The organism is Varibaculum sp. C0165D1, assembly GCF_056590355.1.
On record NZ_JBWPVY010000001.1, the window covers coordinates 107,190 to 130,448 of the forward strand.

Here is a 23,259-nt window from a genome sequence, read left to right on the forward strand (position 1 = left end):
AGAAGGCAAATAATGGAGAAAAAAGAATTCCTGTACGAGGGTAAAGCCAAGAAGATTTATGCCACCGATGACCCCGATAAGGTCATTGTTTATTACAAGGATGATGCCACCGCCGGAAACGGGGAAAAGAAAGGCACCATCAAAGATAAGGGTGTCATCAACAACGAACTAACCAGCTACCTGTTCGAGATGCTGGCTTCTCAGGGAGTAAAAACCCATTTCATCGAGAAGCTAAACGATCGCGAACAGCTGTGTTGGAAACTCGATATCGTTCCCCTAGAGGTAATCACTCGTAACATTATCGCCGGTTCGATGGCTAAGCGCCTGGGTCTCGAAGAGGGCACCATGCCGAAGAAAATGATCCAAGAGTTCTCCTACAAGGATGACGACTTGGGTGACCCCCTGATTAACTCTGATCACGCGGTCGCCATTGGAGCCGCCACCGAAGAGGAAGTTGCGGAAATCTTGGAGGTCACTGCCAAGATTAACCAGATTCTTTCGGACGCCTTTAAGAAGGAAGGTATCCTCCTGGTTGACTTCAAGATCGAATTTGGACGGGACAAGGACGGGAACCTGCTGCTAGCAGATGAGATCACTCCCGACACTTGCCGTCTTTGGGACGCGGAAACCAAGAAGAAACTGGATAAGGATCGTTTCCGCCGGGACATGGGCGGAATCGAAGAGGCCTATAAAGAAATCCTGCACCGCATTACCAAGAAATAGTTATTAGTGCTGGTTCCTGGGGGCGGAGAGAAAGCTTCCGCCCCCAGGAGGAAACCGCTACTTAGGGCAAGGGAAACACAGATTATGGTCAGCTATAAAGATGCCGGTGTCGATAAAGAGGCAGGATATGAGCATGTGCGTCGGCTAAAGAAAATGGTCGCCTCCACCCAAAATGAACAGGTTTTGGGGTCACTGGGATCATTCGCTGCCCTCTATGAACTAGGCAAATACCAGGAACCAGTCCTGGTTTCCGGTACCGATGGGGTGGGTACCAAGCTGAAAATCGCCTTCGCCCTCGAAAAATATGACACCGTCGGGATTGATCTAGTGGCAATGTGCGTAAACGATGTACTTTGCCATGGGGCGCGGCCGCTGTTTTTCCTGGATTACCTAGCGTGTTCTGAGCTTGATGCCGAGGTATCTTCTCAGTTGGTTTCGGGAGTGGTTGCCGGGTGTAAACAGGCGGGCGCGGCTCTGATTGGCGGTGAAACTGCGGAAATGCCCGGTTTTTATCAAAGCGGTGAATACGATATGGCCGGGTTTACCGTGGGTGTGGTAGAAAAGGCCAATATAATTGATGGCTCGGCAATTAAAGACGGCGATGTAGTGGTAGCGCTGCCTTCCTCCGGGCTGCATTCAAATGGGTTTTCACTGGTAAGGGCGCTATTTAAAGATCATTTTCCCGAGGAACTGTTGACCCCTACTAAAATCTATGTTCCCGAAATCCTTTCGTTACTGGACGAAAAAATCGAGATCCACGGACTAGCTAATATTACCGGGGGCGGGCTAGAAGAAAACGTACCTCGGATTATTCCCGAGGGGCTTTGCGCACGGATCGAAAAAGACAAAGTACGGATTCCCGCCATCTTTAAACGCGAAGAGTTCTCGGCGGTGCCCGAAAGCGAAATGTGGGGAACTTTCAATATGGGAGTGGGATTCACCTTGGTGCTTCCTCCCGATGAACTACCGAAAGTAACTGCCGCGCTGCCCGATGCCTACCAAATCGGAGAAATCTTAACTAAAGAGCAATGCGGCTCTCCAGCGGAAACTCGGATATGCCTGCGATAACGGTTTGTTGTTCCGGGTCGGGCACTAATCTACAAGCTCTAATCGATAGCGGATGCCATATTCTCCAGGTGATTTGCAACCACGAATGCCTGGCTGCAAACCGGGCCCGGGCTGCGGGTATACCTACCTTGATTACCGAACCGATTGCAGTGCAAGATATTGATCCCCAAAGTGAACTGATAGTGTTAGCCGGGTATTTAAAGATCCTTTCTCCGCAGTTCGTAGCGGCTTTTGAGGGCCGGATTATTAACACTCATCCCGCATTGCTACCCCGGTTCGGCGGAAAAGGAATGTATGGGATGCACGTGCATGAAGCAGTACTGGCCGCAAAAGAAAAAGAATCTGGATGCAGCGTGCACCTGGTAACTAACCAAGTTGACGCAGGAAAGATTTTAGCGCAAAGAAAAGTTCCGGTACTCTCGGACGATACCGCTAAGTCCTTGCAGCAGCGCGTAATCAGCCAAGAACATCAATTGTTAGTGGAAGTAGTGAAAAACTGGGATAAATACTGCCCGAAAGAGGAGAGGGAAAACTAATGGCAAAGATTTTGATAGTAGGCAACGGGGGACGCGAAAATGCGATTAAACGCGCTCTTGCCGCCCATGAGATTGCTCAAACTACCTCCTCTAATATGCAGGAGATCTTAGAGATAGCCCAGGAGTTTGCCGCGGACCTAACTATCGTAGGCAGCGAGGATCTGCTGGTAGCTGGGATTGAGGATCTGTTTGCGCAAGCGGGGATGAAACTATTCGGTCCCGGCAAAGCCGCAGCCCGTCTGGAGGGCTCCAAAGCCTATGCCAAGGACTTTATGCGTAAATACGGGATAAAAACTGCGCGCTACGAAACCTTCACCGATCCGCAGGCCGCGATCGCGGGGCTGGCTGACTTCGATTTGCCAGTAGTAGTTAAAGCCTCGGGGCTGGCCGCAGGCAAAGGCGTAATTATCTGCCAGACCATTGAAGAAGCACGGGACGCCATCTCGCAGATAATGGTGGACCAGCGCTTCGGGCAGGCCGGAGCAAAAGTAGTGCTGGAAGAATTTCTGGTGGGTAAAGAAGCCTCGATTCTCAGTCTCGCCAATGAAAAGGGGATTTTTCCATTAGTTTCCGCCAAGGACCACAAGAAAATCGGGGAGGGGGAGACCGGACCCAATACCGGAGGGATGGGCACTTTTGCCCCCAATCCTTTCTATACGCCGGAGCGACAGGCGCAGTTCGAACGCGATATTTTGGCTCCCACTTTGAAGGGGATACAAGCTGAAGGCCTAGAGTTTGCCGGATGTATTTTCTTTGGGCTGATGCTCACTGAAAATGGTACCTACCTGCTGGAATACAATATGCGTTTCGGTGATCCTGAAACCCAAGTGGTACTGCCCTTAGTCGAGGGTGATTTTTATGAATTGCTGATCGCCTGTATGGAGCGACGCCTGGAGCCAAGTGCCATTAAAATTCGCGACCAGAAAGCCATCTGCCTGGTGCTAGCTTCGGGAGGATACCCGGGTAGCTATGAAAAAGGCAAAGAAATTACCGGGCTAGAAGGCGTGGATTATCTGGATGCCGGAGTGCGCCGCGAAAACGGTAAAGCCTATACCAATGGGGGGCGGGTACTGAATCTAGTTGCCCGCGCCGACACTTTAGAAGCCGCACGCAAGGTGGTTTACGAAAATGCCCAGAAGGTAGATTTTGCGGGTAAAACCTATCGAAAAGATATCGGCGCGGACGCGATTTAGGAGCGAAAATTGAAGGCACAAATCGTTAATAACCTGGGAGAAGAGTGTGGGATTTTCGGGGTTTATGGTTCCCCCGATGCCTCCAGTTTGATTTACTATGGTCTGCATGCTTTGCAGCATCGCGGTCAAGAGGGCGCGGGGATTGCGGTTTCCGATGGGGAAACTATTCGAGTTAAGAAAGCTAAAGGACTGGTCACCGAAGTTTTTGATGACCCCATACGCCTCAGTAAATTAAAGGGCACCTGCGGTATCGGGCACGTGCGCTACTCCACTTCGGGTAATAACTGGAGCTGCAATCTACAGCCTTTCGTCTTTCACCTGCATAACGGGAATATCGCCTTGGCTCATAACGGCAACCTGGTGAACTCCCCGGATCTAAAAATAGAACTTGAACGTCAAGGGTCAATTTTTAACTCCAACTCGGATTCCGAAGTGCTGATGCACCTGATAATGCGAGAACAAGGCGGCTTTTATGACAAGCTGTGTGCGGCTTTGCAAAAGCTGCGCGGAGGATTCAGTTACCTGATCATGACCGATGACACCATGTATGGGATTGTGGATCCCAACTGCCTGCGTCCTCTGGTGATCGGAAAAATGAAGACTCGGGGTGGCTGGGTGATAGCTAGCGAGACCTGTGCTCTGGATTTGATTGGAGCCGAATTTTATCGGGACCTGCGCGGCGGTGAAATCGCGATTATCAATGAAGACGGGCTCAAAATTGAACGCTACTGCCCGCCGGCCGACACTTGCGTAGCCGCTATGGAATATATTTATTTTGCTCGCCCCGACTCCAATATTTTAGGGAAAAATGTTCATGCAGTGCGCAAACAGTGCGGGATGACTCTAGCGCAGGAACAGCCCACGCCAGGGGCAGATATTGTGATCGGGGTTCCTAACTCCTCGCTTTCTGCGGCCTCGGGCTATGCAGAAGCTGCCCACCTGCCCTATGAGATGGGTTTGGTAAAGAACCAATACGTGACTCGCACCTTTATCCAGCCGAAACAGTCGCTGCGAGAAAAGGGGGTGCTGATGAAGCTGTCTGCGGTCAAGGGGATCGTGGAAGGCAAATCGGTGGTGATGGTAGACGATTCCATTGTGCGCGGTACTACTTCCCGCAGAATTGTGCAGCTGCTTAAAGATGCCGGTGCCCGCGAGGTACATGTGCGGATCGCTTCGCCGGAGTTTATTTTCCCCAGTTTTTATGGGATAGATGTTTCCAATTCCGCCGAACTGATCAGCGCCCATATGAATGTGGAAGAACTACGAGAACATTTAGGGGCAGAATCCCTGGGCTATCTTTCGATACCCGGGCTGGTGGCATCGGTGGGTCTGGATCTGCCCGGTGCTTACGGGGGCCTTTGTATGGATTCTTTCGCCGGCCACTACCCGGCGGGGCTGGGTAGTTACGAACAAGAATATCTAGAGAACCAAACCGAGATTCAAAAGAATTTCTCTGCCTAAAACACTATCTTTACCTCGGGGCGCATTCTAGCAGGCCGGCCGTCCTGTCTGTTTAAAACTAAAAACTAAATTTCAGGGTTTTATTCTTTAGCTGCGCGGATTTTATCCCGAGCCCGGTAGGCGGGGATTAATTCGGTGGCAAGCATGGCGGAAACAACTAAGGTGCCTCCGATGATCATTCGCAAGGTCACGTCCTCGCCCCCGAAAAGGACCGCAAAGGCGGCAGCGAACACCGGTTCCATAGTCATTACCACTGCCGCCTTAGTGGGACGTAAGTGTCGCTGCGCCCAGGTCTGCATAATTAAGGCTCCGATTGCCGCAAATATTACCGTGTAAAGCAACACGGTCCATTGTCTAGCGTCCTGGGGTAACTGCACTCCAAAGGGGAGGGCAGCCGCAAAGCAGAAAACACCAATGGCGATTAATTGGATGGCTGCCAAGGTTATGGGATCGTCTTTGGCGGCCCAGCGGGCGGTGAGCACAATGTGGAGAGCAAAAAGAGCTGCTCCTGCCAAAGTTAACAGTTCCCCGAAACCAATGGAGAGTCCTTTTAGGCTCAAAACCATTAACCCAGCCATCGCCACTAGGGCCGCTACCAAGTTCACGGGCTTGATTTTTTCTCTAAAAAGTAGCCACACCAGCAAGGGAGTGATCACTACATAAAGTCCGGTAATAAAGCCCACCACCGAGGCATCGGCACTCTCCAAGCCTTTAGTTTGTAAGACTTGCGCAGCCGAATATACCAACCCTAGAGAAAAAGCGTGTTGCCAGACTTTTCGGTTCGCCCTCTTCAGCCGAGGAAAAAATACTAGTGCCGAGAGCGCACCGGCGATAACAAATCTAACCCCTAGAAAAGATAGCGTGGTCATTGCGGTTAACAGGTCTTTGATCAGGAAAAAAGTAGAACCCCAAAAAGCGGTGGTTAGTATTAGCGCTAAAACTGCTAGAGACTGCAGATAGTAGCGATTGAGTCCCTTCAATTTCTCCCCCTTGCTTTTGACCGTCATTCGATTCTAGGAGGCTTAGCCGGGGTAAATCTATTTGAGGCGGTGTGTACTCCAGCACCTTGTGGCGCTAGCGGAAGAGAAAGAGAACACAAAATCTACCGCGGGTGCGAATCAAGGCGTCGCCGGGCACGAGGGTGTGCTATTGTTCCCTTCAGGAAAACGTTAGGAGCGTGATGAGAAGCAGACGGTGGCGCCAACTACCTGAAGTTTCTATTTTCATTTCCACCCCGCTGCGGCGGGGTATTTTTTTATCAAAAACTCTCTTGGAAAGGGCTATAACATGCCGGAAGACTATGATTTCCCGCGTTTTGGGGTAGGTCAACACCTAATTTCGGTGGGACAGTTCGATCGCGAAAACCTGGTGGAACTCTTTGACCTCGCAGAATTCCTGCGCCCGATCGCCCAGCGTAAACAAATCTGTACCGTCCTCGATGGGGCAGTGCTCTGCTCGCTTTTCTTCGAGCCTTCCACCCGTACTCGCCTATCTTTTGAATCCGCCTTCTTGCGGCTGGGTGGGGAAGTAGAAACTACTACCGGTTTCACTTTCTCTTCCATGGCGAAGGGAGAATCCATCGCCGACACTTCTCGGGTGGTTTCGGGATTCACCGATGTTTTAGTGGTGCGCCACCCCGACGCCGGTTCGGTAGCTGAGTTCGCCCGTCACTCGGTAGTCCCGGTGTTAAATGCAGGCGATGGTTCTGGGGAACACCCCTCTCAGGCATTATTGGATGTGTTTACGATGCGCAAGGAATTGCGCAAACGGGGTAAAACCCTGGATGGTTGCACCATCGCGATTATGGGGGATCTGAAATATGGACGTACTGTCCATTCTTTAATGAAACTGATGAGCCTGTATGAGGGAGTAAATTTCCGCTTGTTTTCTCCGCCTTCGTTAGAACTTCCCGACGAAATCGCCGAATATGCGATTTCTCGCGGCGGGCAGGTAATCCATTGCAATAGTCAGATTGAGGCTTTGGAGGGCGCCGATACGGTTTACGCTACTCGGGTGCAGCGCGAACGGATGACTGAGGAACTGGCTAAATCTCAGGAACTGCAAGGCTGTTTGCTGGATAAAGCGATGCTAGAAAAAGCGGGAGCCCAGGAGATCGTTATCTGCCACCCGCTACCTAGAGATTCGCGCCCTAACGCTTTAGATCTGTCTACCGACGTGGACGATCTGCCCGGGCTATCTATCTTCAAACAAACCGATAATGGCGTTTTGGTGCGCATGGCGATGTTCCTCACCACGATGGGGGTGGGCAAAGACCTAGTGCAAGCCAAAACCAAACAAAAAATCTGGAAAGTTACTCCCGAAGGCTAGGGCGCAAGAGTTTTCTCAGATAACAACCGCAGTGTAGCTTCCGGTTTATTTCCCGCGTAACCTAAAAATATGGCGGGAATAATCCAAGGTTTGGCGGCAATCTGCGCGGTAGTAGCTATTGGATGGCTACTGCGAATTCGCCGCATCATGAGCCGCGAGGTGATTGACGCACTCGCGTTGATTGTTTACTGGGTGGCGACTCCTGCGCTGATTTTTCGCACGGTTTCTAGCTCTCCTTTGGCGGGCGCAATCGGCAAACCCCTGGCAGTTGCCGCGATATCCGGGTGCGCGGTGGCCTTGATTTTCTCGATTCTGGCGCTGATTTCCCGAATGCAAAGAGTAGAACGCGCCGTGGCCACGATGAGTTCTTCGGTAACTAATGCCGCCCACATCGGGATTCCAGTTGCCGCCTACGTTCTGGGAAACACTTCCGCAGTGGCACCGGTAATTATTTTCCAGCTTTGCTTTCTAACCCCGTTTTCTTTTGTCATGATCGACCTGGCGGCCAACAAACAAAAACTTTCGATCGGTCTGGCAACAAAAATGGTTTTCACCAACCCGATGGTGATTGCGGTACTGCTGGCGTTAGCGATTAACGCCGCCCAGCTGCCGGTACCACGCCTAGCGTCTTCGCTCGCTGACCTGTTAGGGTCAGCGGCACCGGCAATGGTGCTGCTGGCTTTCGGGGCCTCCCTAAAAGATATGCGCCCCAAAGAGCTTAACTGGAAAACTGTGGGGCTAGTGGCAGCCTGTAAAGAGATCCTGCATCCCCTGCTCGCGTGGAGCGCCGGGATGATGCTGGGGCTGAGCGGACACGCGCTGCTGGCCGTGACCGTCATGGCGGCGATGCCCTCGGCGCAAAACTGTTTCGTGGCCGCTACCCGCGCGAAAGCTGGTGAGCAGGCTGCCCAAGGGGGCATTATGGTCACTACCGCCTTATTTGCGCCGGCGGTAGTGACCATAGCGGCGCTATTAACCTAAAGCAGCGCCACTGCTTCCGTTATTTCTTGAATAGGGTTTTGCGGGCATATACCGGTTCGGAAGTTACCTGCAACCCTAATTGCCGGAAAATCTCGGTGTCGACCGAACCTAAAATGGTGGTGGTGTGCACTTCGCTGCCCCGCAAATGCACCAGTTCATCTAGGGCTTTGCGCGCATTTTCATCGGTGTCAGCCGAAACTGATAGCGCAATCAAAACCTCATCAGTATGCAGCCGCGGATTACGTGCCCCTAAATGGTCAACTTTTAGGGTCTGGATAGGTTTGATTGACGAGGGCGCCAGCAGTTGGACCTCTTCATCAATGCCCGCCAAAATTTTCAAAGCATTAAGCAACATGGCAGAACAGCATCCCAACAGGGGAGAAGTCTTACCGGTAATAATCCTCCCATCGCTCAGCTGCATAGCTGCCGCCGGAGCCCCGGTTTCGGCCTCTAAATTTAAAGCCGGCCGAACCACGTAACGATACTCTTTGGTAATCCCCAGTTTTGCCATAGTCATCGCAATCCGGTGCGATTCGATGGGATCAGCATGAGTTGCTTCCTCGTTACCCAAGGCGTGATAGTAACGGCGTACCACCTCTTGTTTAGCGGCTTCTTGACAAACTAAATCATCGCTAATACAAAAGCCCGCCATATTAACCCCCATATCAGTAGGGGACTGGTAGGGGCAGGAACCCGCTAGTTGCTGCAGCAGGGAGCGCAGCAGGGGAAAAACTTCCACGTCGCGGTTATAGTTAACTGCCTGTTTGCCGTAAGCCTGCAGGTGGAAGGGATCAATCATATTAACGTCATCCAGGTCAGCAGTGGCCGCTTCGTAGGCGAGATTCACCGGATGATCTAGAGGGAGATTCCAAATTGGGAAAGTTTCAAACTTGGCGTAACCAGCTTTTATACCTCGTTGATATTCGTGGTAAATCTGCGAGAGACAAGTTGCCAGTTTTCCGGATCCCGGTCCGGGGGCAGTTACTATCACCAAGTCGCGGGTAGTTTCTACATATTCATTGCGCCCGAAACCGTCCTCCGAAACGATGAGCTCAGTATTGGAGGGGTAACCGGGAATCGGGTAGTGCCGCGCAACTTTTAGTCCGGAACGCTCTAGACGTTCTTTGAATAACTTGGCGTTGTGATTATCCTCTTCCATCTGGGTCAAAACAATGTTTTCGACTAGGAAGCCGCGTTCGCGAAATACATCAACTAGGCGGAGAACATCTTGTTCATAGGGAATCCCGAGATCGGCGCGAACTTTCTGGCGGTTGAGATCTTTGGCGTTAATCGCCACAATGATCTCCATTTCGTCTCGCAGACGTTCCAACATCGAAATTTTATTATCGGGGGTAAATCCTGGTAAAACCCGAGAGGCATGGAAGTCGTCAAAAAGCTTGCCCCCCATCTCCAGGTATAGCTTGCCGCCTATCTGTTTGCGACGCTCATCAATATGCTCCGATTGCGAAGAAATATACCGCTCAGAATCAAAACCAATACGCATTGCGCCCTTCCTGTCGTACAACTTAGCGGGGGACAAGGCGCCCTTACCCATAATAGTGTCTTAGTGCCTAAGGGTTAAACCTGGAGGATATCCGGAAAGTCGTGGGTTAGAAACGGGGCTATGGTGAGGGGCTAGGTTACGGGCCAGCAAATATCCTTGGTCAGGGGCGCGGGGTGCCCTCAGCTTTCCATTTGTCTATTAAGATCAAATAGTGAGTGTAAAGTTAAGTCGCATTGTGGAGCGCTTAGAAGAGCTGTATCCGCCCCAGTTAGCCGAAGAGTGGGATCGGGTGGGATTAATCACCGGGCATCCAGATTTTGAAATAGAAAAAGTCCTGGTAGCGGTAGATCCGGTGGCCAAAGTTCTGGAACAAGCGATCGAGGTCGGAGCACAACTTATTGTTACCCACCACCCCCTCTATTTGCGAGGAACCTCTTTTGTGGCAGCTACGGATCCGAAGGGAAGCCTGGTTCACCGGCTAATAGAAAACGGAATCGCCCTTTTCAATGCCCACACCAACGCCGATTCTGCTGCTGGTGGGGTTGCCGATTGCTTGGCGCAGACAGTGGGGCTAGCAGATACCCGTCCGCTGATACCGCTTACGGAAAATACTGGTAGTGGACGTATCGGAGATTTACCGGTCGCTTTACCGCTGAAAGATTTTGCCCGCCAGGTAGCACAGTCTTTACCGGCTTGCCCAGCAGGAATCCTGGTGGGGGGAGACTTAGAGGCGAAAGTTAAAACTATTGCGGTTAGTGGCGGCAGTGGCGACTCTTTCTTAGATACTGCCCGCAGTGCGGGCGCAGATGTCTATATTTGTGCCGACCTGCGACACCACCCCGCTTCGGAACATTTAGAGGCGGGAAAACCTTATTTGATATGTGCTACCCATTGGGCCAGTGAATGGCCCTGGGTGCCACAGTGCGCGCGCAACCTAGAACTAACTTTTGGGGGAGAACTAGCGGTGGAAGTTTCGAAGATTTGCACCGACCCCTGGGCGGAACGGATCACGCCCGAACTATCGGAAAATTAGAGGAGAACGTGATGGAAGCCCCTTGGAAAGATCAGCTAGCGCTATTAGATTTACAAGAACTCGATACCAAAATCACCCGGCTGCGATTTCGGCTCAAAAAAATGCCGCAGCTAGCGCAACTAGCGCAGGTCAGCGAAAAAGACCGGAAACTAGATGACAAACAAACGCAATTGTCGGCCCAAAAAACCGATAGGCAGCGAGAAATTACCGGTCTAGAAAATGATTTGGCCTCTATTCAAAACCGGCTACAAACTCAGCAGGAGCGCTTAGATGCCGGACAGGGCAGTCCCAAAGAGCTAGTCAGTCTGCAAGAAGAAATCCAGCAGATGAACAAGCGGATCGTTGATTTAGAGGATCAAATGCTCTCGGTGATGGACGAGATGGAGCGCTTAGAGGATATCGGACAGCAAATAAAACAGCGCAAACAGGAATACGCTCAGGAAATTTCTCAGCTAAAAGATGAGGTAGGAGAAGAAAATTCCCAGATTACTGCTCAGCTCGAGCAGCTAGAAAGTCAGCGTGAGCAAAAGGCCGGTCCTGTGAACGAGCAGCTGCTGGATCTCTATGAGCAGGTAAGAGCCCAAACCGGTGGGGTAGGTGCCATCAAGGTAGTTGCTGGCAGGCCAGTAGGATACGACTTGTCTTTTTCGGTAGCCGAAACCGCGCGCTTGCGGGCAGCTAAACCAGAAGAAGTTATTACCTCCGAAGACGAAGGCTATCTGCTGATTCGCTGCCCGCAGTAGTCGCTGTTCTGTTATTTAGACGATGCCCTGTTCCGTCATGGCGTGAGCAACTTTCAGGAAGCTATTGATATTAGCGCCCATCACATAGTCGCCGGCGTGGCCATATTCTTCGGCGGTTTGCGCGCATTCATCGTGAATGTTGTGCATGATCTTGGTGAGTTCCTTCTCTACCTTCTCGAAGCTCCAGGAAGCGCGGGAAGCGTTTTGGCTCATTTCCAAGGCGGAGGTGGCGACCCCGCCCGCATTTGCCGCTTTACCGGGAGCGAACATCACCCCGGAATCTTGGAACAAACTGGTGGCATTGGGAGTGCAGGGCATGTTCGCGCCCTCGGCAACAACTTTCACTCCGCCATCAAGCAGGCGCTTAGCATCCTTGGAAGTAAGCTCATTTTGAGTGGCGCAAGGCAGCGCAACCGTTCCGCCAACCGCCCAAGGCTTGGAACCGGAATGATAGGTAACGCCGGGCTTGCGGTTGGCGTACTCGGTTAGGCGGGCGCGTTCTACCTCTTTGACCTGCTTCAGTAGCTGAACATCGATTCCGTCCTCATCTAGAACCCAACCGGAAGAATCAGAAACGGTAACTACCTTCGCGCCTAGCTGCTCAGCCTTTTCAACCGCGTAAATCGCCACGTTACCGGCTCCCGAGATCAGTACTCGCTGGCCTTCTAAATCCATGCCCCGGGTTTGTAACATTCTTTGCGCAAAGAGCACAGTGCCATAGCCGGTAGCTTCTGGACGCGCCTGAGAACCACCCCAAGACAGGGATTTTCCGGTGAGGACGCCGGTTTCAAAACGGTTGGTTAGCCGCTTGTACATGCCGAACAGGTAGCCGATTTCACGTCCACCAACCCCGATGTCACCAGCAGGAATATCGGTATATTCCCCGATGTGGCGGTACAGCTCGGTCATAAACTGTTGACAAAAGCGCATCACTTCGGTGTCGGAGCGACCGTGGGGATCAAAATCCGAGCCGCCCTTGCCGCCGCCGATACCTTGACCGGTTAGGGCATTCTTGAAAATCTGCTCGAAACCCAAGAATTTCAAAATCGAGCGGTTCACTGACCGATGGAAACGTAATCCGCCTTTATAGGGACCGAGCGCGGAGTTGAACTCGATGCGGTAACCGCGATTTACCTGTACTTCACCGTTATCGTCCACCCAGGGAACCCGGAAAAGAATCTGGCGTTCCGGTTCAACCAGACGGTCAAGAAGTTTTGTCTCCGCGAACTCGGGATGCTTATCTACTGCAGGACCAATGGATTCCAGGATTTCTCTAACTGCCTGGTGAAACTCGGGTTCATTCGGGTTACGATCGAGAACTTCATCGTAAACCTTCTCCACAACACTGCTCATCAGCGCCTCCTTAAAACTATATCGGTGAGGTGAGCTTCGTTCGCCTGTAAGAACGAAGCGCGCTACCCTTTTAGGTTTTCATTTTCCGCCGAAACGTTACCACCCCTATCCACATTTTGACTAAAGCATTAACTTTTTTGCCTTTCTCACATTTATTAAGGAGCAGGAAGGGACCTAAGGCGCAGATTCCTTACTCGCTAGGCCGGCCTTAGCTAGCTAAACTGGAGCAATACCAGATTAGAAAGAATCGGCGGGAAGGTAATCTAAGAGACATGGCTGATCCCGCATCTTACCGACCCGCTCCGGCAGATATTCCTCCTAGTCCCGGGGTTTATCGTTTTTTAGATAAGAACGGTCGGGTTATCTATGTGGGTAAAGCAGTTAATTTGCGTAACCGCCTGGCAAACTATTTTCAACCCCTAGATTCACTACATCCGCGCACCCGGAAAATGGTTACCACCGGCGCAGCAGTTAAATGGATTACCGTTGATAATGAGCTAGAGGCACTTTCCCTGGAATATTCCTGGATAAAAGAATTCGCGCCGCGCTTTAACGTAATGTATCGGGATGACAAATCCTACCCCTATCTCGCCTTAACCATGGGAGAAGAGTATCCCCGGATTCACATTACCCGGGAACGGCGGCGAGCTAATTCACGGTATTTTGGCCCCTACACCCAGGTGTGGGCAATCCGGGAAACCATGGATTTGCTGCGTAAAGTTTTTCCTTTACGCTCCTGTACCAAAGGAGTTTTTAATCGTTCCCAGGCGTTGGGACGCCCCTGCCTGGAAGGCTATATCGACAAATGCTCGGCCCCCTGTGTAGGGCGGATCTCTGCGGAAGATTACCGCCAGCTTGCCGAACAGGTAAGTGCTTTTCTAGATGGTAAAACCGAGCCTTTTACTTCCCGCTTACGCGGGGAAATGGAGGAGGCAGCCTCGCGGCTGGATTTCGAACAGGCGGCCAAGCTCCGTGATCAGCTGCGCGCCCTCGAAAAAGTTAGGGAAAAAAATACGGTAGTCCTCGACGAAAGCGTTGATGCCGATGTGTATGCCCTGGCTAAAGATGATCTGGAAATGATTGTGCAGGTCTTCTATGTACGGGCTGGGAGAATCCGGGGGGAGCGCGGCTGGGTTGTAGACACCCCGGAAGATTCCGATCTTCCCGAAATGTTGGAGAGCTTCTTAGAACAGGTTTACGGGGAATATCGGCAGTTTAATAAAGCGATGGCGCCGGCCAAAAGCGTAGATGACGTTGCCCATACCCCCACGCAGGCGATTCCCTCCGAAATATTGATGCCCGTGTTACCGGCAGACGCACAGACCTTAAGTGCCTGGCTAGCGCAGATCCGAGGGAAAAAAGTTGCAATTAGGGTCCCGAAACGGGGAACAAAACATGCCCTGATGGAAACCGTGGCGGAAAATGCTGCCCAAGCGCTGCGATTGCATAAAACCAAACGGGTGGGGGATTTAACTCAGCGCTCGGAAGCCTTGCGGGAGCTGCAAGAATATTTAGAGTTAGCCGACGCCCCCCTCAGGATAGAAGGATACGATATTTCCCATACCCAAGGCACTCACCAAGTCGGTTCCATGGTGGTCTTTGAGGACGGAGCCCCCTTAAAACGGGCCTACCGCAGCTTCAATATCCAAAGCACTTCCGCTGATTCTGCTGATGACACTAAAGCTATGAATGAAGTGCTAACCCGACGTTTTGCTAGGCTGCGCCAAGAAGAAGAGGCGGCACAAAAAGAGTTAGTGAGCGCTGAAAGCTCCGGGGAGCTTACTTTACGGCGTTTTTCGTATCCTCCAGACTTAATCGTCGTGGATGGGGGAGCCCCCCAGGTGAATGCAGCGCAAAAGGCACTGGAAGCAGTGGGTGCCAATGTAACGGTAATCGGATTAGCCAAGCGTCTAGAGGAAGTGTGGCTACCGGGATCAGAATTTCCAGTCATCTTGCCGCGCACCTCGCCCGCCCTTTACCTTTTGCAATATTTGCGGGATGAGTCCCACCGCTTTGCCATTACTGCGCATCGGAAAAAACGGGGGAAAACCGTGCGAAAATCGCTCCTAGATACCGTTCCGGGGTTAGGTCCAGTGCGACAAAAAGCCTTGTTAAAACACTTTGGCTCCCTAAAAAGACTCCGGGAAGCCGAGGAAGGCGAAATCGCAGAAGTTGCGGGCATCGGAGAGGTTATGGCAAAGCAGATTTTTCAATCCCTCGCCGATAGCCGGTAAGTTGACGCGCTTCGTAGCATACTAAGAACATGGATGAAGCTCAGCCACACTACGAATCCTCCCCGCCCACGGTGCCCGAGGGAGTGCCCATACTTGATGAAACCGCTCCGCCGCGGGAGGCCAATGTACCCGAGATGATCATCATCACCGGAATGTCCGGAGCTGGGCGTTCGCGAGCAGGGCGGGCCTTAGAAGATCTGGACTGGTATGTGGTCGATAATCTGCCCCCGGCCATGCTGGTACCTTTCGCGGATATGATGACCCCGGAAGGTGAAGGTATCCACCGCCTGGCAGCCATTGTGGATGTGCGCAGTGGGGAACTGTTCTCAAAGCTGCAACATGCACTGGATGAACTCTCCCGGCGAAATATCCGCTACCAGCTAGTATTCCTTGATGCTGACGAGCGAGTCCTGGTGCGGCGCTACGAATCGAATCGGCGTCCTCACCCGTTGCAAGAAGGAGGACGCATCCTTGATGGAATCCGCTCAGAGCGGCGGATTTTGGCACCTATCCGCGCCCGCGCCGATGCCTTAATCGATACCACCAATATGAACGTGCATGACCTTAATCGGCATATGCGCGATGTAGTGGCCGGCGAGGGCGATCGTCCCATGAAGCTTACGGTGATGTCCTTCGGGTTTAAGAATGGGATTCCCCTCGATTCCGATTGGGTTTGCGACGTGCGCTTTCTAGCTAATCCCTACTGGGTCAGTGAACTGCGACATTTGACGGGTCGGGATGGGCCGGTAGCTAAGTACGTGTTGGATCAGCCGGGCGCCAATGAGTTCGCCTTAAATATGGTGAATATGTTGACCCCGATCTTTGATGGGTATCTCACTGAATTAAAACCTTTCGTAACCATCGCGGTCGGGTGTACTGGCGGACAGCATCGCTCGGTGGCCTTAGCGGAAAAAATAAGTGAGTTATTCCGGGCGCAGGGGTTGCCCGTGCGCACCGTACATCGGGATCTGGGGTTGGAATGAAAACATTACTAGATTCAAACGGTTGGATTACTCGCGGCTGGACGGGTCCCAATATTGTCGCGCTAGGAGGCGGACATGGGCTGTCCGCCACTTTGCGAGCTCTGCGCCATATTACTCGGCAGCTAACCGCGGTGGTGACCGTGGCTGATGATGGAGGATCCTCGGGGCGTTTGCGGGAAGAGCTCGGGGTGCTTCCTCCCGGAGATTTACGAATGGCACTTTCGGCCCTATGCGACGACACCGAGTGGGGACTGACCTGGCGTGATGCCATGCAGCATCGCTTCAGCTCCGACGGTCCCCTCGACAATCATGCCTTGGGCAACCTGCTAATCGTCACCATGTGGGATTTATTGGGGGACGTAGTCGAAGGATTGGATTGGGTGGCGAGACTGCTGAACTGCAAGGGGAAAGTGCTACCCATGTGTGCAGACCCGATGGAGATCGAGGCCGATTTAGTCCTGAATGGTAAAAAACGGACCGTGCATGGTCAGGCAAAAGCGGCTAAAGCTCCGGGGAAAGTAGTTGATGTGCGTCTGAGCCCGACTCACCCGCGGGTTTGTCCGGAGACTATCCAGGCGATTAAAGATGCAGAGGGGATCGTTCTCGGGCCGGGGTCTTGGTATACCTCGGTGATTCCGCACTTGCTAGTTCCCGAACTAGCCGAGGCTTTGCAAAAGTCATCAGCTGGAAAAGTAATGGTGATGAATCTTGAGCCCCATACGGAAGAAACCGAAGATTTAACTCTGTCGGGACATATCGAGGCATTTCGGCATTTCGCTCCCGATACTAAAATCGACGTGGTGATTGTGGATCCCACCGCTATCGAAGATGACGATGATCTGGAAAGTGCCGCGGAATCCGTGGGGGCTAAACTGGTTATGCGCCAGGTCAGGGCGGGTTCTGCCTCGGAGCAACATGATCCTTTGCGACTGGCGGCTGCCTTGCGAGATGCCTTCGAAGGATACCTATCGGAAGTGGGACTTTCCGAGCTCTAGTTAGAATGATCCCTAGAAAGAAGCTGGACACTTATTTTGTAGGGCGGAAGGAGAAGCCGAGATGTCTTTGACCTCAGATATAAAAAATGAGCTGGCGGAGAAAACTTTAGCTAAGCAGTCTGAGGCGCAGGCGCAAACCGCCAGTATTCTGCGCTTTGCCGGCGGCATCCATTTAATTAATCGCAATATCGTGGTAGAGGCCGATGTAGACAACCTAGCGGTGATGAAAAATCTGGTTGATTGTCTGCAAGATCTTTTTGATGCCCATCCCGATGTGGTGAAAGTACAAGCCAGGGGAATACGATCCGACGATCGCTATGTGGTGCGAGTAGTCGAAAATGCCGGAAATCTAGCGCGACTGACCGGCTTGATTGATCGCGCCGGGCGGCCGGTGCGGGGCTTATCTCCGCGGCTGGTTTCCGGGGATATAGGAGTATCGAAGGCTACTTGGCGGGGAGCTTTTATGGCCCGCGGATCTTTATCGCAACCGGGGCGCTCGGGATCCTTAGAAATTACTTGCCCGGGCCCAGAGGCAGCATTGGCGCTGGTGGGGGCAGCTCGCCGGCTCGGGGTGAGTGCGAAGTCTCGCCAGGTTCGCGGTCAGGATCGAGTAGTCGTGCGCGATGGGGAGCAAATATCGAAACTGCTTACCATGATTGGAGCGAACCGGGCGCAAGAAGTTTGGGAGCAGAATCGCGAAACCAATCAGGTGCGGGGTTCGGTTAATCGTTTAGCGAATTTTGATGATGCCAATCTGCGGCGCAGTGCCCGAGCAGCAGTTGCCGCAGCCGCCCGCGTTAGGCGCGCTTTCGAAATTTTGGGCGATGACATCCCCGAGCATCTTTTACAGGCTGGCCAACTTCGGCTGCAGTACAAAGAAGCATCCCTAGAGGAACTGGGGCACAAGGCCGATCCTCCCCTAACTAAGGATGCAGTCGCAGGCCGGATCCGGCGACTGTTAGCGATGGCAGATAAAGTGGCCCATGAGAGGGGATTGCCGGCAACTCAAGCGGCGGTTGAGCAGCCAGACGATGAATAAATATTGCTGGCAGCGATTTCAGAGCTTTTTGAGCGTAAAATCTTAGTAAATAACGACAATAGGCCTAAGCGTAAGAGTCCCATCCCGTGTAAACTAGATACTAAGAGGACGGCTCAAGATGATCGTCCCCAAGGTTGTGGCTGCTGGTTTCACTAGGTGGCCACTGATCTTGACTTTGCAATTGACTCCGCTGGTAAACCAGCAGTTCAGGAGGATAATAGTGACTATCCGCGTTGGAATCAACGGCTTTGGCCGTATCGGTCGTAACTTTTTCCGGGCCATTCGGGCCCAGGGTGCCGATATCGAGGTTGTAGCTGTTAACGACCTCACCGACAACAAGACTCTTTCTCACCTGCTAAAATACGATTCTATTCTGGGGCGCCTAGATGCCGAGGTTACCTACGATGAAAAATCCATTACCGTAGGCGACCACAAGATCGTAACTTTCGAAGAACGTGATCCCGCTAACCTGCCCTGGAGTGAAGTGGGTGCCGATATTGTGGTTGAATCCACCGGCTTTTTCACCGATGCCACTAAGGCAAAGGCACACCTGGAAGGGGGAGCCAAGAAAGTTATTATTTCCGCTCCCGGCAAGAATGTGGATGCTACTTTCGTAATGGGTGTGAACCACACCGATTACGATCCCGAGAAGCACACCATTATTTCTAATGCTTCCTGCACCACCAACTGCCTTGCCCCCATGGCAAAGGTACTAAACGACAACTTCGGGATCGAGCGTGGCCTGATGACCACGATCCACGCTTACACCGGCGACCAGCGTTTGCACGATGCTCCGCACAAGGATCTGCGTCGCGCCCGCGCTGCTGCCCTAAATATTGTGCCCACCACCACCGGTGCTGCTAAGGCAGTGTCCCTGGTGCTGCCGGAACTGAAGGGCAAGCTGGATGGTTATGCCCTGCGGGTACCGGTACCCACCGGTTCGATTACCGACCTGACCTTCACCCCCTCCAAGCCCTGCACCGCTGAAGAAATCAATGCGGCGATGAAGAAAGCTGCCGAGGGTGAGCTCAAGGGAATTCTGGCTTACTCCAATGACGAGGCGCTGGTTTCCACCGACATCGTGACCGATCCGCACACCTCAATCTTCGATTCCGGCTTGACCAAGGTAATCGATGGCCAGGTGAAAGTGGTTTCTTGGTACGACAATGAATGGGGCTACTCCAATGCTCTGGTCAACCTGACCAAGCTGGTAGGAGAAAAGCTCTAAACTAATGCGACGTGACGCATAAGGTATGCCCGCCTGCCTGTTTCAGGCAGGCGGGCATAGTCTTATTGTTCGCTTTATGCCCGCCGGGGCAGGAAGGTTAAGTAAACAATGGCTCTACGAAATATTGAGTCTTTAGGAGATTTAGCGGGACGTAAAGTCCTGGTACGCTCCGACTTTAACGTGCCGTTAAAAGACGGCAAAATTACAGATGATGGGCGTATCCGTGCGGCATTGCCCACCCTGAAAGCTCTGGTGGATGCCAAAGCGAAAGTTGTGGTGATGGCTCACCTGGGTCGCCCGAAGGGTCAGGTTAACCCGGAGTTTTCTTTAGCGCCGGTGGCAAAACGGCTAGGAGAACTACTAGGGCAAGACGTGGTCTTGGCGAAAGACACCGTTGGCGAGGATGCCAAGGCTCAGGCGGCCGCCCTCAAAGAGGGACAGGTCTTATTACTGGAAAATGTGCGTTTCGACGGGCGGGAAAACTCCAAAGATGATGCGGAGCGCGAGGCTCTAGCCAAAGAATACGCTCAGCTAGCTGACTGCTTTGTTTCTGATGGTTTCGGGGTAGTACACCGCAAGCAAGCCTCGGTATATGACATTGCTAAACTTCTGCCCTCCGCGGCCGGATTCCTGGTGGTCAAAGAAATCGAATCTTTACGCCGGGCAACCGATAATCCGGAGCGTCCTTACGGAGTGATCCTGGGCGGCTCTAAGGTTTCAGACAAGCTGGGTGTGATTGCTAATCTGCTGGAAAAAGCGGACTTCCTGGCAATTGGCGGCGGTATGGCCTACACTTTCTTAGCTGCCAAAGGTTATGAGGTAGGCACTTCGCTACTAGAAACTGACCAGATCGAGACCGTTAAAGGTTATATGGAAAAAGCCGAGGAGCGGGGAGTAGACCTGTTGCTGCCGGTTGATACCCTAGTGGCCCCGGAATTTTCCGCAGATGCCCCGGCAACTTTGGTTGACTGCGACCAGATGCCCAGCGGCCAGATGGGACTCGATATTGGACCCAAGACCGCCGAACTGTTTGCGGACAAGATTGAGTCTGCGAAGACGGTGGCGTGGAACGGCCCCATGGGGGTATTCGAATTCGCTGCCTTTAGTGAAGGCACCAAAGCGGTAGCGCAAGCGCTTGCCGACTCCGAATGCTTTAGCGTGATCGGTGGGGGAGATTCTGCCGCTGCCGTGCGTACCCTAGGATTTGATGAAACCAAGTTCAGCCATATTTCTACCGGTGGCGGAGCTTCTTTGGAACTATTAGAAGGCAAAACCCTTCCGGGTATTGCTGTATTGGAGGATTAATCATGACTCGTACTCCCTTGCTAGCTGGCAACTGGAAAATGAATATGAACCACCTGGAGGCAACTCGTCTGGTTCAAGAACTGGCTCTAGATCTGCAAGATCACCGCTTCGACTACCGTAATGATGTCGTAGTGATTCCCCCGTTCACCGATATTCGTTCGGTGCAAACTGTGGTCGAATCTGACAACTTGAAGATCACCTACGGGGCACAGGACGTGTCCGTGCACGAATCCGGTGCCTACACCGGGGAAATCTCCGCCTCCATGCTAACCAAGCTGGGCTGTTCTTGGGTGGTAGTCGGACACTCCGAACGCCGCGAATACCATAACGAGACTGATGAACTGGTGGGGCAAAAAGCCGAGGTGGCCTTGGAAGCAGGCATGACCCCGATTATTTGCTGTGGTGAAGGTCTGGAAATACGTAAAGCCGGTCAGCACGTTGCCCATGTGGTAAAGCAGATTGAAGGTGCCTACCAGGGTATTTCCGCTGATGATGCGGTTAATACTGTGGTAGCTTACGAACCGATCTGGGCAATCGGTACCGGGGAAACCGCCACTCCCGAAGACGCCGAAGAAGTATGCGGAGCCATCCGGGAAAAACTAGCGGAGCTGTATTCCGCTGACGTAGCCGAGTCGATCCGGGTTCTCTATGGTGGCTCGGTAAAATCGGCGAATGTAGCCGAGATTATGGCGAAGCCGAATGTGGACGGCGCCCTAGTTGGGGGAGCCTCCCTGAAAGCTGAAGAATTTTCGAAGATCGCTCGTTTCGATGACTAGCGAGTTCTGCAACTGATTTTTTCGCTGCTAGGCGGTGAAGTTGCTAACGATTGGCGGCGGGTCTACTGTGACCCGCCGCCAATACGCTATAGTTAGGGCTGTTCGTATATTACTGGGAGAATAATTTAGTGCAAACCGTAATTGAGATTATCGCGCAAGTAGTGCTGGTGCTATCCAGTTTGTTCCTGATTCTCACCATCTTGATGCATAAAGGCTCAGGTGGAGGCCTATCTGACATGTTCGGAGGAGGTCTGACTTCTAGCGCTGGCTCTTCGGGGGTTGCCATGCGTAACCTCAATCGGATCACTATCGTGACCGCCATTATTTGGCTAATTAGCGTGATTGTTCTGGGGCTTTTGCCGAGAATATTTTCATAAATTCTAACCGGATAAAACGATTTCTAGATAAAGGTGTTCCCCATGACCCGTGAAAATGAAACCAGTCCTTCTCACCGCCGGCGCTCTAAATTTTCTTGGAGGAAAGTTCTAGCAGCCTTAGGTGCCTTTACTCTGATCGCACTGATTGCGGTGGGGGGAGTCTTCGGATACTCCATGTATCAAGCGGGCAAAGTTAACCAACCGAAAGCTACCAGTGCTTCTAAGGTTACGGTAAAATCTCCGAGCCCCACGACTCCGCCTCCGCCGAAAGAAGTACAAATAACTCTGGCAGCGACGGGGGATGTGCTGGCACATGGACCTGTGGTAGAGAATAGCTGGAAGCACGGGAACGGCAGTCATTACGCACCACTGATTGAAAAGATTCGCCCCTGGATTGCGGGAGCTGATATTGCTCTGTGCCATCAAGAAATTCCTTTCGGAAAATCTGATAAAGATTCCCAGGGATATCCCGTGTTTAAAGCGCCAATCGGTTGGGCGAAAGATACTAAAGAACTGGGATATGACGGGTGTTCTACCGCCTCTAACCACACTTTAGATCAAGGGCGCGATGGGGTCGCGCATACCATTCAGACGCTTCGTGCCGCCGGTCTGGGGGCAACCGGATCCGCTGAAAGTGCTGATGCGCGCCGTTACCAAATGTACGAGATAACTAAAGAGGGACGCTCGTTTAAGTTAGCTCAAATTTCTGCCGCCTATGGCTTGAATCAGGGAGAAATCCCCGTCTATAAGCAAAATCCCTGGCTGGTCAACCTCACTACCGATGGCAAAATTATTGTGGATATAGCCAAGCAGGCGCGCGCAGATGGCGCTGACTTTGTAGTTGCCTCTATCCATTCGGGGGTGGAATATAGCTCACCTCCCTCTGCCGAGCAAGAACGGATCGCCAAGACTCTAGCTGATTCGGGGCAAGTTGATCTCTACCTGGGGCATCATGTGCACGTTCCGCAACCAATTCGAAAATTCCCAGGTGGGGTAGATGGTAAAGGAATGTGGGTTTACTACGGAGTAGGCAACTTGCTTTCGGCGATGAATCCCGGGCAGGGTGCCGGTACCCAGGCCGGCCAGATCGCTTTTCCCACCATTACTTTACCGGCGAGCGGTAAACCCTACGTTTCGGCTGCAGGTTGGGTGCCCCTGATTATGGATCGGGCTACTTTGCAGGTAGTTCCGGGATACCTTTACGAGACTTCCGAGGGAGCTGGCACGACCTTGAGTAAAGCTACGGCCGCTCGCTATTTGGATAATCTGCGTAAAGTCACCGAGAATCAGGCTACGGAGCTAAAGACGCCCCCTACCGCTGATTCTACTGCCCAGGTGAAACCGCTAAATAGCTAAAACCATCCTCACTGGGTTTAGGTAGTAAAAATCGCTTAGCAGA

Annotated in this window: 21 protein-coding genes; 18 read left to right on the plus strand and 3 right to left on the minus strand. The window is 52.4% G+C overall.

Going from position 1 to position 23,259, the window contains the following annotated elements:
- Positions 1-12: 12 nt before the first annotated feature.
- The 5 genes from purC (at position 13) to purF (ending at position 4,981) form a co-directional block, all read left to right on the plus strand.
- Complete coding sequence (gene purC, locus AC1EKS_RS00485) at positions 13-723, plus strand: phosphoribosylaminoimidazolesuccinocarboxamide synthase (RefSeq protein WP_481008311.1); 711 nt, start codon at positions 13-15, stop codon at positions 721-723.
- Positions 724-807: 84 nt separating this feature from the next.
- Positions 808-1,791, plus strand: coding sequence for a phosphoribosylformylglycinamidine cyclo-ligase (gene purM, locus AC1EKS_RS00490; RefSeq protein WP_481008312.1), 984 nt, complete (start codon positions 808-810; stop codon positions 1,789-1,791).
- Positions 1,779-2,327 carry a phosphoribosylglycinamide formyltransferase gene (gene purN, locus AC1EKS_RS00495; protein ID WP_481008313.1) on the plus strand — a complete coding sequence of 183 codons (549 nt, stop codon included), beginning with the start codon at positions 1,779-1,781 and terminating at the stop codon, positions 2,325-2,327. Before purM ends, purN begins: the two co-directional genes overlap by 13 nt.
- On the plus strand, positions 2,327-3,520 hold the full coding sequence (gene purD, locus AC1EKS_RS00500) for a phosphoribosylamine--glycine ligase (RefSeq protein WP_481008314.1): 1,194 nt from the start codon (positions 2,327-2,329) through the stop codon (positions 3,518-3,520). Before purN ends, purD begins: the two co-directional genes overlap by 1 nt.
- Before the next feature lie 9 nt (positions 3,521-3,529).
- Positions 3,530-4,981 (plus strand): amidophosphoribosyltransferase, encoded by a 1,452-nt coding sequence (purF, locus tag AC1EKS_RS00505; RefSeq protein ID WP_481008315.1) that lies wholly within the window; start codon positions 3,530-3,532, stop codon positions 4,979-4,981.
- 80 nt (positions 4,982-5,061) lie between these two features.
- Here the strand turns inward: purF and AC1EKS_RS00510 are convergent, their stop codons facing one another.
- Positions 5,062-5,961 carry a DMT family transporter gene (locus tag AC1EKS_RS00510; protein WP_481008316.1) on the minus strand — a complete coding sequence of 300 codons (900 nt, stop codon included), beginning with the start codon at positions 5,959-5,961 and terminating at the stop codon, positions 5,062-5,064.
- Between the two features lie 307 nt (positions 5,962-6,268).
- On the opposite strand from AC1EKS_RS00510, the gene pyrB reads away from it, so the two are divergent.
- On the plus strand, positions 6,269-7,309 hold the full coding sequence (gene pyrB, locus AC1EKS_RS00515; RefSeq protein WP_481008317.1) for an aspartate carbamoyltransferase: 1,041 nt from the start codon (positions 6,269-6,271) through the stop codon (positions 7,307-7,309).
- Between the two features lie 69 nt (positions 7,310-7,378).
- Positions 7,379-8,290: an AEC family transporter gene (locus AC1EKS_RS00520; protein ID WP_481008318.1), complete on the plus strand. Its 912-nt coding sequence runs from the start codon at positions 7,379-7,381 to the stop codon at positions 8,288-8,290.
- 19 nt (positions 8,291-8,309) lie between these two features.
- Here the strand turns inward: AC1EKS_RS00520 and AC1EKS_RS00525 are convergent, their stop codons facing one another.
- On the minus strand, positions 8,310-9,794 hold the full coding sequence (locus AC1EKS_RS00525) for a DUF1846 domain-containing protein (RefSeq protein WP_481008319.1): 1,485 nt from the start codon (positions 9,792-9,794) through the stop codon (positions 8,310-8,312).
- A 211-nt stretch (positions 9,795-10,005) separates the two neighbouring features.
- On the opposite strand from AC1EKS_RS00525, the gene AC1EKS_RS00530 reads away from it, so the two are divergent.
- A complete protein-coding gene (locus tag AC1EKS_RS00530) occupies positions 10,006-10,827 on the plus strand; it encodes a Nif3-like dinuclear metal center hexameric protein (protein WP_481008320.1) in 822 nt (273 codons plus the stop codon).
- 11 nt (positions 10,828-10,838) lie between these two features.
- Positions 10,839-11,570, plus strand: coding sequence for a zinc ribbon domain-containing protein (locus AC1EKS_RS00535; protein ID WP_481008321.1), 732 nt, complete (start codon positions 10,839-10,841; stop codon positions 11,568-11,570).
- Between the two features lie 15 nt (positions 11,571-11,585).
- Here AC1EKS_RS00535 and gdhA read toward each other — a convergent pair whose 3' ends face one another.
- Complete coding sequence (gene gdhA / locus AC1EKS_RS00540) at positions 11,586-12,923, minus strand: NADP-specific glutamate dehydrogenase (protein ID WP_481008322.1); 1,338 nt, start codon at positions 12,921-12,923, stop codon at positions 11,586-11,588.
- Between the two features lie 272 nt (positions 12,924-13,195).
- Here gdhA and uvrC point away from each other — a divergent pair, with 272 nt between their 5' ends.
- From uvrC to AC1EKS_RS00585, 9 genes are all read left to right on the plus strand, one after another.
- Positions 13,196-15,157 carry an excinuclease ABC subunit UvrC gene (gene uvrC / locus AC1EKS_RS00545; RefSeq protein WP_481008323.1) on the plus strand — a complete coding sequence of 654 codons (1,962 nt, stop codon included), beginning with the start codon at positions 13,196-13,198 and terminating at the stop codon, positions 15,155-15,157.
- A gap of 29 nt (positions 15,158-15,186) precedes the next feature.
- Positions 15,187-16,140: an RNase adapter RapZ gene (gene rapZ, locus AC1EKS_RS00550; RefSeq protein WP_481008324.1), complete on the plus strand. Its 954-nt coding sequence runs from the start codon at positions 15,187-15,189 to the stop codon at positions 16,138-16,140.
- Positions 16,137-17,135 carry a gluconeogenesis factor YvcK family protein gene (locus AC1EKS_RS00555; RefSeq protein ID WP_481008325.1) on the plus strand — a complete coding sequence of 333 codons (999 nt, stop codon included), beginning with the start codon at positions 16,137-16,139 and terminating at the stop codon, positions 17,133-17,135. Before rapZ ends, AC1EKS_RS00555 begins: the two co-directional genes overlap by 4 nt.
- Positions 17,136-17,196: 61 nt before the next feature.
- Positions 17,197-18,174, plus strand: coding sequence for a DNA-binding protein WhiA (gene whiA, locus AC1EKS_RS00560; RefSeq protein ID WP_481008326.1), 978 nt, complete (start codon positions 17,197-17,199; stop codon positions 18,172-18,174).
- A gap of 220 nt (positions 18,175-18,394) precedes the next feature.
- Entirely contained in the window at positions 18,395-19,402 is a 1,008-nt protein-coding gene (gene gap / locus AC1EKS_RS00565; protein ID WP_481008327.1) for a type I glyceraldehyde-3-phosphate dehydrogenase, read from the plus strand.
- Between the two features lie 108 nt (positions 19,403-19,510).
- Complete coding sequence (locus tag AC1EKS_RS00570) at positions 19,511-20,707, plus strand: phosphoglycerate kinase (RefSeq protein WP_481008328.1); 1,197 nt, start codon at positions 19,511-19,513, stop codon at positions 20,705-20,707.
- 2 nt (positions 20,708-20,709) lie between these two features.
- Positions 20,710-21,483 carry a triose-phosphate isomerase gene (tpiA, locus tag AC1EKS_RS00575; protein ID WP_481008329.1) on the plus strand — a complete coding sequence of 258 codons (774 nt, stop codon included), beginning with the start codon at positions 20,710-20,712 and terminating at the stop codon, positions 21,481-21,483.
- 128 nt (positions 21,484-21,611) lie between these two features.
- A complete protein-coding gene (secG, locus tag AC1EKS_RS00580) occupies positions 21,612-21,860 on the plus strand; it encodes a preprotein translocase subunit SecG (RefSeq protein ID WP_215523135.1) in 249 nt (82 codons plus the stop codon).
- 42 nt (positions 21,861-21,902) lie between these two features.
- Complete coding sequence (locus AC1EKS_RS00585) at positions 21,903-23,216, plus strand: CapA family protein (RefSeq protein WP_481008330.1); 1,314 nt, start codon at positions 21,903-21,905, stop codon at positions 23,214-23,216.
- The last annotated feature ends 43 nt before the right edge of the window (positions 23,217-23,259 follow it).